Consider the following 12244-nt stretch of genomic DNA (forward strand, 5'->3'; position numbering starts at 1 on the left):
ACCACATTGTGGGCATAATGGCGCCTTTACCGCGCGCCCTGCCCATGTCGCCCGTCTTTCTAGCACCGCTCATCGTTGCCTGTGCGTTGTTCATGGAAAGCGTCGACGCCAACATCATCGTCACCGCACTGCCCGCGATGGCGAGGGACTTCGGGCACAATCCCGTCACACTGAACATTGCGATCACGGCCTACGTGGTCGGCCTCGGCGTATTCATCCCGATCTGCGGATGGCTCGCCGACCGCTTCAGCGCACGCTCCGTATTCCGCACCGCGATCGGCATCTTCGTCGCCGGCTCGCTGATGTGCGCGGCCTCGAATTCCCTCGGCGTGCTCACGTTCGCGCGCTTCGTGCAGGGCGTCGGCGGCGCGATGATGGTGCCTGTCGGCCGGATCATCATCTTCCGCGCGGTGCCACGCTCCGATCTCGTGCGCGCGATGAACTACCTCGCGATTCCCGCGCTGTTCGGGCCCACGGTCGGGCCGCTCGTCGGCGGCTTCATCACGACCTACCTGCACTGGCGGATGATCTTCTTCATCAACGTGCCGATCGGCATCTACGGGATCTACCTCGCGAGCAAGCACATCGCGAACACGCACGAGCCCGATCCCGGCCCGCTCGACTGGTTCGGCTTCCTGCTGTCGGCGAGCGGCGCCGCGCTGCTGCTGATGGGCCTCACGCTGATCGACGGCTCGCTCACGTCGCGCACGAATGCGCTCGCGATGTGCGCCGCCGGCGCGGTGATGCTCGCACTCTACGTGCCGTACGCGCGCCGCAAGGAGCGGCCGGTGCTCGACCTCAGTTTCCTGAAGATCCCGACCTACCACGCGAGCGTGGTCGGCGGCTCGCTGTTCCGCATTGGCCTCGGCGCGGTGCCGTTCCTGTTGCCGCTGGCACTGCAGGAAGGCCTCGGGATGAGCGCGTTCCACTCCGGGCTGATCACCTGCGCGTCCGCGCTCGGCGGCGCGATGAGCCGCTCGACGGCCACCCATACGCTGCGCCGCTTCGGCTTTCGCACGGTGCTGATCTACAACGCCGCGTTCGCGGGGCTCGCGATCGCCGCTTACGGCCTGTTCCATCCGGGCATGCCGACCTGGGCGATCTGGACGATCGTGCTGGTCGGCGGCATCTTCCCCGCGCTGCAGTTCACGAGCCTGAATTCGATGATCTACGCGGATATCTCGCAGGCCGACGCGGGCCGCGCGACGAGCCTCGGCAGCGTCGTGCAGCAGATGTCGCTCGGGCTCGGCGTGACGGTCGCCGGCCTCGTGCTGCACGTGTCGCACTGGCTGCAGGGCCATCAAACGATGGTGTGGTCGGATTTCTGGCCCGCGTTCGTCGTGGTCGGGCTGTGTTCGTTCGCGTCGATTCCGATCACGCGGCGGCTGCCGCTCGGCGCCGGCGACGAAGTCGCGCGCGGCAAGCGGCAATGAACGAGCAAGGCCGGCGGGAAAAAACAGGCGGCTGAAAAAACCGGAAAACAAAAAAAATCAGCGGACATCCACACGGGGCCGGTGCACAGCCGCATGGATGTCCGCTCAGGGCTCCGGGTCTCTCGTTGGGGGTTGAGAATCCCGGATCTGCTTCCTGCGTGCCATGGACATATGTGCGTCGGAAGCGGAATCGTTGCGCGCACATTTCGTCGCGCCATGTCTGCACTATAGGGAAGGTCGCGCCGCGCATCTGTCAAGCATTGTCAGACGCGGTGCGTGCGCAGGTCGCACACGTGCGCCGCTTTCGCGCTAAAGTGGTGCCCGACCGCCACCCTCAGCCGCCGCTCCGATGCTTACGCTCTCGCCCGCCGCCGCCCGCGCGCTGCATCTCGCCGCTCAGGGCCTGCTGACCCCGCCCCGCCGCAAGGCCACCAAGGCCGACGTGCTCGACACGATCCGCCGGATGGCGCAGTTGCAGATCGATACCATTCACGTCGTCGCGCGCAGCCCGTATCTCGTGCTGTTCAGCCGTCTCGGCGACTTTGCCCCGCAGTGGCTCGACGAACATCTCGCCGAGGCACGCCTGTTCGAATACTGGTCGCACGAAGCGTGCTTCCTGCCGGTCGAGCAATTCGGGCTGATGCGCTACAAGATGCTCGATCCGTCGGGGATGGGCTGGAAATACGCGGCCGAATGGCACGCGCAGAACCGCGCGGACATCGAGCAACTGCTCGCGCGGATTCGCGACGAAGGCCCCGTGCGGTCGGCGGATTTCGCTCGCGAGGACGGTGTGAAAGGCAACGGATGGTGGGACCGCAAGCCCGAGAAAAAGCACCTGGAAGTGCTGTTCACGACCGGCGAGCTGATGGTGTCCGAGCGCCGCAATTTCCAACGCATCTACGACGTGCGCGAACGCGTGCTGCCGGGCTGGGACGATGCGCGCGACCTGCCGCCGCGCGATACGGTGCTGCCCGCGCTGCTCGACTACACATGCCGCGCGCTCGGCGTCGTGCGTGCGGACTGGGTGGCCGATTACTACCGCCTGCCGCGTCGTTCGTACCGCGCAGAGCTCGACCGGCTCGCGGACGCGGGCGAACTGATTCCCGTGGAAATCGCCGACTGGAAGGAGCCGGCCTACGTGCATCGCTCGTTCGAAGCGCTGCTGCCGGCCGCTGCGGCCGACACGCTGCGCTCGACGGTCACGACGCTGCTGTCGCCGTTCGATCCGGTGGTGTGGGACCGCCGGCGTGCGTCGACGCTGTTCGGCTTCGACTACACGATCGAGTGCTATACCCCCGCGCACAAGCGGCGCTTCGGCTATTTCTGCCTGCCGGTGCTGCATCGCGGCCGACTGATCGGGCGCGTCGACGCGAAAGCGCATCGCGCGCTCGGCACGTTCGAGTTGAAGGCGGTGCATGTCGAGCCGGGCGTGCGATTCGGCACCGGGCTCGCGGCCGACGTCGCGAAGGCCGTGAAGAAGCTCGCGGCGTGGCATGGCACGCCAGAGGTGACGGTCGCGCACGCGCCGCCCGAATTGACGAAGGCGCTGGCCGGCGCGTAAGCCGGTGGAATCGCGCCGAGCGGCGGCGATGCGCGGGCCGCTTGCTCATATCCAACAGCGCGCGCGTTGCCAGCCACGCTCTGCCGCTCTGCCGCTCAGTCGCGCAGCTTGCGAAACCGCGGGGTGCCGTCCGGCAGGTTCTCGTTGAACATCGCTTCCGGCCGCACCCACAGGCCACGCGCATGCGGCCACAGATGCTCGTACACGACCACCGATTCCTCGGTTTCGGAATGACGGGCGACGCCGATATAGCGATACAGCCCGCCCTTGTAGTGACGATGCGTGGCGAGTTGTTCGGCTTCCTGTTCGGTCATGATCTGCTTCCCTTCGGCAAAAACGAAAGCGCGTATTGTATGCGCTCGCCTGCACTCGCCGCGCGTCAGCGTTTCGCGTAGATATCGGGGCGCCGGATCTCCATCAGCCGCTCGGGGTCCGCTAACGGCCCGAAACCGACCGGCCGGTACAGCTCATGCGCGTCGGTCGTCACGAGCATGATGCGGCGCAGGCTTTGCACCATCGGCTGCGCGAACACATGGTCGATCAGCGCGCGGCCGTAGCCGTTGCCGCGTTCGGACGGCAATACGAACACGTCGCACAGGTACGCGAACGTCGCGTGATCGGTCACGAGCCGCGCGAACCCGACGAGGCGGTCCTCGACATACGCGCCGAAGCACAGCGAGCCGTCGATCGCACGCTCGACGACATCGCGCGGAATGCCCTGCGACCAGTACGCGTCGCGATGCAGGAAATCGAAGATCGCGTCGATGTCGAGTTCGCGCTTGTCGGTGGAAAATCTCAGCGTGGCGGGCGGGGCGTCGGGCACGTCGGCTCTCCGGGAGGATCGGGGCGGAGCAGCAACGATAGCGCGGTGTGGGGTGGGCCACAAGCGACGCCCAGCCCGACACGGGCAATATCCCGTACAACACATCCACCTGTGCCACACTTGTACGGCTTATAGTACAAGTGAGGAAAATCATGCGCACGATTCACTTTTCGGATGCCCGCGGCAATCTGAAGACGGTCATCGACCAGGTCGTCGACGACGCCGACGTGACGCTCATTACGCGTCGCGACGCGCCGAACGCGGTCATCATGTCGCAGGAATACTATGACAGCCTGATGGAGACGGTTCACCTGCTCCGCTCGCCGGCCAACGTCGCCCACCTCGAACGCTCGATTGCGCAATTGCGCAAGGGCAAGACGAAAGAGCACAAGCTGACGGGGGACGATGAATGAGCGTACGCCGCGTGCTCTTTACTTCCGACGCGTGGGACGACTACGTTTATTGGCAAGACCGCAAGACCGCAAGACGCTCAAGCGCATCAACCAGCTCATTCGCGAAGCCCAACGTGCGCCGTTCGAAGGCATAGGCAAACCCGAACCACTGAAGGCCAATCTGTCCGAGTTCTGGTCGCGCCGCATCGACGATACGAACCGTTTGGTTTACGAAGCGGACGATCTTCAGATCAGCATCGTGTCCTGCCGCTATCATTACGAGTAGCGTCAATCCTCCCGCCCTCTCGTCACCCGCTTACGGCGCCGGCAGCGGCCGGGACGCCACGCTCGCTTGCTCGTCGCTACCAGTCAGGCAACTGAACCCCGCGCGATGATCTTCGGCGGCGACTCAACTATCTCGCTTCGCCGCAGGCACAACTGATCTTGCAGCAACGGGGGGCCGATTCGGTGATATCGTCGCCTGCTCGATCAACCTCCCGCATCGCTTCATGCCCTATCGACTCATCGCGTTCGACTTCGACGGCACGCTCGCCGATTCGCTCGACTGCTTTCTCGCGGCGTTGACGGAGGCATCACGCATGCACGGCTTTCGCGATGCGACGCCCGAGCTGCGCCCTGCGCTGCGCGGCATGTCTGCACGCGAGATCATCCGCGCGCTCGAGGTGCCGATGTGGAAAGTGCCGCGCGTGACGATCGACATGCGGCGGCTGATGCGGCCGCGCATCGCACACGTGACGCTGTTCCCCGGCGTCGACGCAACCTTCGACGCGCTCGCCGCGCGCGGCATCCGCATCGCGATCGCCACGTCGAACACCGAGGACATCGTGCGCGACCGGCTCGGCCCGCACGCGAGCCGCTGCGTCGATACGTTCGCGTGCGGCATTCCACTGTTCGGCAAGGCGCGCCGGCTGCGCGCGCTCGTGCGCGAAGCGGGCGTGCAGCCCGCCGACGTGCTGTACGTCGGCGATGAAATCCGCGATGCCGAAGCGGCACGCCGCGCGCGCGTCGCGTTCCAGGGCGTCGCCTGGGGTTACACGGCCCCCGACGCGTTGCAGGCGCATTGCGCGACGCCATTGCTGCCGAGCCTCGACGCATTGCTCGATCGCGTGTGACGGTGCCGCGCGAATCGCTCGTTCGACTCGACGCGTCGTGAAGTAACCACGGATGCCCTGCACGCACGACGATGAAACGCCGATGACATGCGGGCACATCGCATCGGTTAAATACGCGTCGCGCACGCAAGAATTGCCGCCGCGATGCACGCGACAAGTACGCACTACCTGTCCGCACGCGCACGCATCGATTCGTCTTACCAACCGTTACACAAACCACAGCGCGGTTGCACCTGCTACCGGATCGCTCTCCTAGAATCAGTCGGGCCGGGAAACACTTCGAACGCCGCCGCGGCAGAGCGGCAATCGAGCCCGGCCCGGGCGCGCCCGGTCTCTCGCACAGCTGCGGATCACGCGATCCGCCCGTTAATCAGAGCCCCGATCGAAAGGAGGTCCCATGAACCGCTTTCCCCAAATCTCGCGCCTTGCACTGTCTGCCGCTGGCCTGCTTCTCGTCGCCGTGACGGCGACCGCGCAAACCGCGCAACCGGCGCCTTCCGCACCGGCCACCACCACGCAAACACGCATCCACGAAGCCGACCAGACGTTCATCACGGACGGCACGAAAACCGTGTCGACGCAGCACGACGCCGCGCGCATCGCCGATTCGCGCACGTCGGACAGCCAGGTGAAGGCATTCGCGCAACGCGTGTCGACCGACGATGAGAAGATCATCCAGGCGATGCGCGCGGCCAGCCCGCGCGGCATCGACGTGCCGGCCAACAATCCCGACACGACCGTGCTGGACAGCATCAAGAACCTGCGCGGCGCGGAATTCGACAAGGCGTACATCGAGCAGGTCGCGCTCGCCGGCCAGCAGAAGACGATCTCGGCATTCCAGGCCGAAATCGCGTCGGGCCGCGACACGAAGCTGAAGGAAGTCGCACGCCAGGCGCTGCCGATCCTGCAGGCGCACTACGCGGACGCGCAGAAGCTCGCGCAGCGTCATCACCTCGCATCGGCGCAGTAACGCGATGCACCGCCGCGCATCGTGCGCGGCACCCCGCTTCCCCCCGTCGCGTCGCCGTCCCCCTCTCCGGCGGCGCGACGCACATCCCGCACGCGATATGCGACCGACGTTACGTCGCGAGCTTCGCTTTCAATCGTTCGCTGACTTCCGGCCATTCGTCGTCGATGATGCTGAAGCGCACCGAATTGCGCTTGCGGCCGTCGGGCATGATCCGTTCGTGGCGCACGATCCCTTCCTGCTTCGCGCCGAGCCGCAGAATCGCCGCGCGTGATGTCTCGTTCAGCTCGTCGGTCGTGAACTGCACGCGCACGCAGTGCAGCGTGTCGAACGCGTATGCCAGCAGCAGCCATTTCGCTTCGGTATTCGCGTGCGTGCGCTGCGCCGATTCGCTCAGCCACGTGTGACCGATCTCTAGCTTGCGGTTCTTGCGGTCGATCTTCCAGAAGCGCGTGCTGCCGATCGCGCGGCCCGACGCACGCTCGACGATCACGAACGGCATCACGGTGTCGGCCGCGCGGCCTTGCAGTGCGCTGTCGAGATACGCGTCGACCGTGTCTTCTCCCGGCACGACCGTGACCTTCAGGTTCCACAATTGCCCGTCCGCGGCGGCATCGAGCAGCGCCTGCCGGTCGGATGCCTCGAGCGGCCGCAGTACGATGCGCTCGCCCGTGAGTGTCGGTTGTTCGACAGAAGATGAAGCGTCGGTCATGACGGGTTCCGTTTCCGTGAAGAGGAGGATGACGCTGCGCGCAGCGACACGCCATCATACGGCGAGCGTCAGCGCGGCAGCGCAGCGAGCCGCTCGCGAATCGCCTTCGCTTCGTCGCGCAGCGCATCGGCGAATGCGTCGACGAGCAGGCTCTTCGGCCGGTGCTCGGGCACGATCACGCTGACGCGGTATGGAAACGAGCGCGTGAGCGGCCGCACGTGCAGGTCGCGCCCGACGAAATCGAGCGCGGTCAGCGGATTGACGATCGCGGCGCCGAGCCCCTGCCGCACGAACGCGCACACCGACACGGCCGATGGCGTCTCGACCACCGAACGCGGCGCGACACCAAGCTGCGCGAACGCCTCGTCGATCAGGATCCGGTACGGGTCGTTCAGCGACAGGCTCACGAACGGACGATCGGCGAGATCCGCGAGATCGATCGCGCGCTGCGCGAGCAGCGGATGGCCGTCGGGCAGCACGCACACCTCGTCGACTTCGAGCAGCGGCGTGAGCACGGTACCGGCCGGCGCGACGTCGTGCTCGGTCAGCCCGAGATCGTAACGCTGCGCGGTCAGCCACTCTTCGAGCACCGGCGACTCCTGCGTCGCGACCGACACGCTGACACCCGCATGCGCGCCGTGAAAGCGCCGGCAGGCGCCGGGCAGGATCGCGTGCGAAAACGCCGGCAGCGCGATCACCGACAGCTGCCCGTCGCGAAACTCGCGCAGCCGCGCGGCCGTCGCCGCGACGCGCTCGAGCCCCACATACGCGAGCCGCACGTCGTCGAACAGCGTGAGCGCGGCCATCGTCGGCCGCAGCCGGCCGTGCGAACGCTCGAACAGCGCGAAGCCGACCACCTGCTCCATCCGCGCGAGCTCGCGGCTGATCGTGGGCTGCGACGTGTAGAGCATTTCGGCCGCTCGCGTCGTGCTGCCGGTGACCATCAGCGCGCGGAAGACCTCGATGTGCCGATGTGTGAGCATGATCTTCTATATCAGAAATGAATCGAATGTCGAAAAACATGCATTTTACTGTATAGGCGTTCAGGCGCATCATCACGCTATCCGTTCATTCGATCAGACTCATCCGCCATGTCCCTCGATTCCCGCCAGCTCGCGGCGCTCGCGCAGCAATACGGCACCCCGCTGTGGGTGTACGACGCCGACGTCATCCGCGACCGCATCGCCCAACTGCGTCAGTTCGACGTGATCCGCTACGCGCAGAAGGCAAACTCGAATCTGCATATCCTGAAGTTGATGCGCGACGAAGGCGCGTGCGTCGACGCCGTGTCGCTCGGCGAGATCGAGCGCAGCCTTGCGGCCGGGTTCAGTCCGGCAGGCGAGCCGGAAGGCGTCGTGTTCACGGCCGACCTGATCGACCGGCCGACGCTCGCGGCCGTGCTGAAGCACGGCGTGACCGTGAACGCCGGCTCGCTCGACATGCTCGCGCGCGTCGGCGAGCATGCGCCCGGCCATCGCGTGTGGCTGCGCGTGAACCCCGGCTTCGGCCACGGCCATAGCAACAAGACCAACACCGGCGGCCCGCAGAGCAAGCACGGGATCTGGATCGACGACGTGCCGCGCGCGATCGAGATCGTGCGCCAGTATGGCCTGAAGCTGGTCGGCATCCACATGCATATCGGCTCGGGCGTCGACTACGGCCACCTGTCGCAGGTGTGCGATGCGATGGTCGACCTCGTCACGTCGCTCGGCCACGACATCGAAGCCATCTCCGCCGGCGGCGGGCTGTCGATCCCGTATCGCGACGGCGAACCGCGCGTCGACGTCGGTCACTACTTCAGCCAGTGGGACGCCGCGCGCAAGCGGATCGAACGGCATCTCGGCCACGCGGTGCGCATCGAGATCGAGCCGGGCCGCTTCCTCGTCGCCGAGGCCGGCACGCTCGTTACCGAAGTGCAGGCCGTGAACCACCGGCCGAAGCACGACTTCGTGCTGATCGATGCGGGCTTCAACGACCTGATGCGTCCGTCGATGTACGGCAGCTACCACGCGGTGTCCGTGCACACGCACGACGGCGCGCTGCCCGCGGGCCGGCCGCTCGTCGACATCGCGATCGCGGGGCCGCTGTGCGAGTCCGGCGACGTCTTCACGCAGGACGCAGGCGGCGTGGTCACGCACCGCAAGCTCGCGCAACCGCAGATCGGCGACCTGCTGTTCCTGCACGATGCAGGCGCGTACGGCGCATCGATGTCCTCGAACTACAACAGCCGGCCGCTCGCGCCGGAAGTGCTCGTCGATCGTGGCACGCCGCGGCTGATCCGCCGCCGGCAGACGATCGACGAACTGCTCGCGCTCGAAACGTTCGAGTAACACGCGCCTACGCGCCGCGTCCGACGCACCGGACGCCAACGGCCAGGCTTGCCGCTACCGGCATGCCTGGCCGTTTTGCTTTTCGGCGGTTGCCCTCAGGGCAACCGCACGCGCATGGCGTAGCACCGGATGCTGCGCACCCCGTGCAACCGCAGCAGATCGCATGCATCGCACTCCAAGCAGGGAGAAAAACATTCCACGCCACGCGGAAAGTCCGTGCATTTTTGGAAGCACTTTCCTTTTTGACAAAACTAAGATTGCCCTCAGTCGTTCAGCATTTGCGTCGCCGGATACGCATCGACGATGCAGCCGGCCTACCCCACTCGCAAGCCGCACGGGCACTCATGAACACGATGCTTGAACTCTTCGCCGCGCACCGTTACGCCACCGCGCGCGAACGCCTGCCGTAACGCATCGCGGCAAACGGCTCGCGCCGTCTCTCGCCGCTCCCTTTCCCGCGCCGCATTCCACTGCGGCCCGCTTCCCGCCCACGGCGACGCCGCCCGTCGCCGCGGATACGTACGCCCAAAAATTTCGACAACGACGTTTCGACAACAACCCGGAGACAACCATGAAGCCCTTCACCCCGACGCTCAAGCAAACCCTCGCCGCAGCCCTCCTCTGCGTGGCCGCCACGGCATCGCATGCGGCGGACCTGCTCGACACCGTCAAGCAGGCCGGCGTGCTGAAGATCGCGCTCGAAGGCACGTACCCGCCGTTCGACTACCGCAACGCCGACGGGCAGCTCGAAGGGTTCGACGTCGACGTCGCGAAGGCGGTCGCCGCGCGGCTCGGCGTGAAGCCGCAATTCGTCACGACCGAATGGAGCGGGATTCTCGCGGGGCTGCAGGCCGGCAAGTTCGACGTGATCGTCAACCAGGTCGCGATCACGCCGTCGCGCCAGCAGGCGCTCGACTTCAGCACGCCGTACGTGTATTCGTCCGCGCAACTGCTGCAACGCCAGAACGACACGCGTGCGTTCAAGTCGCTCGACGAGCTCAAGGGCAAGAAGGTCGGCGTGACGATGGGCAGCAACTACGTCGATCTCGTGAAGACGGTGCCAGCGGTCGATCTGCAGGTCTATCCGGGCACGCCGGAGAACCTGCGCGACCTCGCGGCGGGCCGCATCGACGCGGCAGTGAACGACCGCCTGATGCTGAGCTACCTGATCAAGAACTCGCACCTGCCGTTGCGTCCCGGCTCCGTGCTCGCCGGCGGCGAGGACCGGATGGGCATCCCGTTCCGCAAGGGCAATCCGAAGTTCGCGAAGGCGATCGATGACGCGGTCGCGTCGCTGCGGCAGGACGGCACGTTGAAGAAGATCTCGATGCAGTGGTTCGGTGCCGACACGACGAAGCCGATCGCGCAATAACGCAACCATCACGCGCCCGCGCGCACGAACGCGCGGGCGGCCCGCCGACACCTCGGCGGCACACGACACACAATCAGGAGACACGCGATGGAAGCACTCGATCTGGTCATTCATACCCTGCCCGTGATGGTGAAGGGCGCGCTGCTCACGCTGAAGTTCGCGGTGGCGTCGATGGCGCTCGGCCTCGTCGTCGGGCTCGTGGTCGCGATCATGCGGATCGGCAGCAACCGGCTCGCGTCCGGTCTCGCGCAGGGCTACGTCAGCCTGATGCGCGGCACGCCGCTGCTCGTGCAGATGTTCGTCGTCTACTACGGGCTGCCCGATCTCGGCATCACGCTCGACCCGACGACGGCCGGCATCTTCACGCTGACGCTCAACGCCGGCGCGTACCTGTCCGAAAGCATGCGCGGCGCGATCCTCGGCATCAGCCGCGGGCAATGGGCGGCCGCGCACAGCCTCGGCCTCACGCACGTGCAGACGCTGCGCTACATCGTCTGCCCGCAGGCGCTGCGCCTCGCGGTGCCGAGCCTCGGCAACACGCTGATCAGCCTGATCAAGGATACGTCGCTCGTATCCGTGATCACCGTCACCGAGCTGCTGCGCTCGACGCAGGAAGTGATCGCCGCGACGTTCCAGCCGCTGCCGCTGTACCTCGCGGCCGCCGCGATCTACTGGGTGCTGAGCACGCTGCTCACACGGCTGCAGGGCCGCGTCGAGACGCGCCTCTCGCTGCCGTCCACGCATTGAGCATGCGTACGTCATCCAACCCGAACCTCAACCACGGAGAATCCATGATTACGCTCGACAACGTATCGAAGTGGTATGGCAAGCATCAGGTCCTTTCGGCATGCAGCGCGGCGGTGTCGAAAGGCGAAGTGGTCGTCGTCTGCGGGCCGTCAGGCTCCGGCAAGTCGACGCTGATCAAGACGATCAACGGTCTCGAGCCGTTCCAGAAAGGCAGCATCGTCGTCGACGGCACGCGGCTCGGCGATCCCGCCGCGAAACTCGCGCAACTGCGTGCGCGCGTCGGCATGGTGTTCCAGCATTTCGAGCTGTTCCCGCATCTGTCGATCACCGACAACCTGACGCTCGCGCAGGTCAAGGTGCTCGGCCGCCGCAAGGACGAGGCAATCGAGAACGCGATGAAGCTGCTCGATCGCGTCGGCCTGAAGGCCCATGCGAACAAGTATCCGGGGCAGTTGTCCGGCGGGCAGCAGCAACGCGTCGCGATTGCGCGCGCACTGTCGATGAACCCGGTCGCGATGCTGTTCGACGAGCCGACGTCCGCGCTCGACCCCGAGATGATCAACGAAGTGCTCGACGTGATGGTCGAGCTCGCGCGCGACGGCATGACGATGGTGTGCGTCACGCACGAGATGGGTTTCGCGAGGAAGGTCGCGCATCGCGTGATCTTCATGGACCAGGGCGCGGTGGTCGAGGATGCGGCGAGCGACGCGTTCTTCGCCGCGCCGCGCTCCGAACGCGCACGCGACTTCCTCGACAAGATCCTGCACTGACCGT

14 protein-coding genes and 1 pseudogene are annotated in these 12244 nt (G+C 66.1%); 11 read left to right on the plus strand and 4 right to left on the minus strand.

Annotation, left to right across the window (positions count from 1 at the left end; all coding sequences use genetic code 11):
* Window positions 1-44: 44 nt before the first annotated feature.
* Both AC1Z3W_RS12785 and AC1Z3W_RS12790 read left to right on the plus strand, forming a co-directional pair.
* Complete coding sequence (locus AC1Z3W_RS12785) at window positions 45-1433, plus strand: MFS transporter (RefSeq protein ID WP_057928863.1); 1389 nt, start codon at window positions 45-47, stop codon at window positions 1431-1433.
* A 349-nt stretch (window positions 1434-1782) separates the two neighbouring features.
* Window positions 1783-2994 (plus strand): DNA glycosylase AlkZ-like family protein, encoded by a 1212-nt coding sequence (locus tag AC1Z3W_RS12790; RefSeq protein WP_175825622.1) that lies wholly within the window; start codon window positions 1783-1785, stop codon window positions 2992-2994.
* Window positions 2995-3089: 95 nt separating this feature from the next.
* Here the strand turns inward: AC1Z3W_RS12790 and AC1Z3W_RS12795 are convergent, their stop codons facing one another.
* Together AC1Z3W_RS12795 and AC1Z3W_RS12800 are read right to left on the minus strand one after the other, a co-directional pair.
* Entirely contained in the window at window positions 3090-3308 is a 219-nt protein-coding gene (locus AC1Z3W_RS12795) for a DUF1653 domain-containing protein (RefSeq protein ID WP_006751720.1), read from the minus strand.
* A gap of 65 nt (window positions 3309-3373) precedes the next feature.
* Window positions 3374-3817, minus strand: coding sequence for a GNAT family N-acetyltransferase (locus tag AC1Z3W_RS12800; protein ID WP_057928866.1), 444 nt, complete (start codon window positions 3815-3817; stop codon window positions 3374-3376).
* Window positions 3818-3969: 152 nt separating this feature from the next.
* Here AC1Z3W_RS12800 and AC1Z3W_RS12805 point away from each other — a divergent pair, with 152 nt between their 5' ends.
* The 4 genes and pseudogenes from AC1Z3W_RS12805 to AC1Z3W_RS12820 all read left to right on the plus strand — a co-directional run bounded on the left by AC1Z3W_RS12805 (window position 3970) and on the right by AC1Z3W_RS12820 (window position 6312).
* Window positions 3970-4230 carry a type II toxin-antitoxin system Phd/YefM family antitoxin gene (locus tag AC1Z3W_RS12805; RefSeq protein ID WP_057928892.1) on the plus strand — a complete coding sequence of 87 codons (261 nt, stop codon included), beginning with the start codon at window positions 3970-3972 and terminating at the stop codon, window positions 4228-4230.
* Window positions 4227-4495 (plus strand): annotated as a pseudogene (locus AC1Z3W_RS12810) (Txe/YoeB family addiction module toxin). The gene AC1Z3W_RS12805 and the pseudogene AC1Z3W_RS12810 overlap by 4 nt, the downstream one beginning before the upstream one ends.
* A gap of 223 nt (window positions 4496-4718) precedes the next feature.
* Window positions 4719-5342 carry an HAD hydrolase-like protein gene (locus AC1Z3W_RS12815; RefSeq protein ID WP_057928868.1) on the plus strand — a complete coding sequence of 208 codons (624 nt, stop codon included), beginning with the start codon at window positions 4719-4721 and terminating at the stop codon, window positions 5340-5342.
* Window positions 5343-5739: 397 nt separating this feature from the next.
* Window positions 5740-6312 (plus strand): DUF4142 domain-containing protein, encoded by a 573-nt coding sequence (locus AC1Z3W_RS12820; RefSeq protein ID WP_057928869.1) that lies wholly within the window; start codon window positions 5740-5742, stop codon window positions 6310-6312.
* 109 nt (window positions 6313-6421) lie between these two features.
* Here the strand turns inward: AC1Z3W_RS12820 and AC1Z3W_RS12825 are convergent, their stop codons facing one another.
* Complete coding sequence (locus AC1Z3W_RS12825; RefSeq protein WP_483507704.1) at window positions 6422-7021, minus strand: GNAT family N-acetyltransferase; 600 nt, start codon at window positions 7019-7021, stop codon at window positions 6422-6424.
* A gap of 68 nt (window positions 7022-7089) precedes the next feature.
* A complete protein-coding gene (locus tag AC1Z3W_RS12830) occupies window positions 7090-8004 on the minus strand; it encodes a LysR family transcriptional regulator (protein ID WP_483507705.1) in 915 nt (304 codons plus the stop codon).
* A gap of 108 nt (window positions 8005-8112) precedes the next feature.
* Between AC1Z3W_RS12830 and lysA the strand changes: the two genes are divergently transcribed.
* From lysA to AC1Z3W_RS12855, 5 genes are all read left to right on the plus strand, one after another.
* Complete coding sequence (lysA, locus tag AC1Z3W_RS12835; RefSeq protein WP_059600097.1) at window positions 8113-9351, plus strand: diaminopimelate decarboxylase; 1239 nt, start codon at window positions 8113-8115, stop codon at window positions 9349-9351.
* A gap of 143 nt (window positions 9352-9494) precedes the next feature.
* Complete coding sequence (locus AC1Z3W_RS12840; RefSeq protein WP_483507706.1) at window positions 9495-9761, plus strand: hypothetical protein; 267 nt, start codon at window positions 9495-9497, stop codon at window positions 9759-9761.
* 161 nt (window positions 9762-9922) lie between these two features.
* Window positions 9923-10723, plus strand: coding sequence for a transporter substrate-binding domain-containing protein (locus tag AC1Z3W_RS12845; protein WP_057928873.1), 801 nt, complete (start codon window positions 9923-9925; stop codon window positions 10721-10723).
* Window positions 10724-10810: 87 nt separating this feature from the next.
* The gene (locus AC1Z3W_RS12850) at window positions 10811-11470 is read left to right on the plus strand and encodes an amino acid ABC transporter permease (RefSeq protein ID WP_483507707.1); all 660 of its coding nucleotides are present in this window, start codon (window positions 10811-10813) and stop codon (window positions 11468-11470) included.
* Window positions 11471-11514: 44 nt separating this feature from the next.
* Window positions 11515-12240, plus strand: coding sequence for an amino acid ABC transporter ATP-binding protein (locus tag AC1Z3W_RS12855; protein ID WP_057928875.1), 726 nt, complete (start codon window positions 11515-11517; stop codon window positions 12238-12240).
* Window positions 12241-12244: the final 4 nt, after the last annotated feature.

The sequence above is a fragment of the Burkholderia sp. 10_S31 genome (assembly GCF_056930375.1).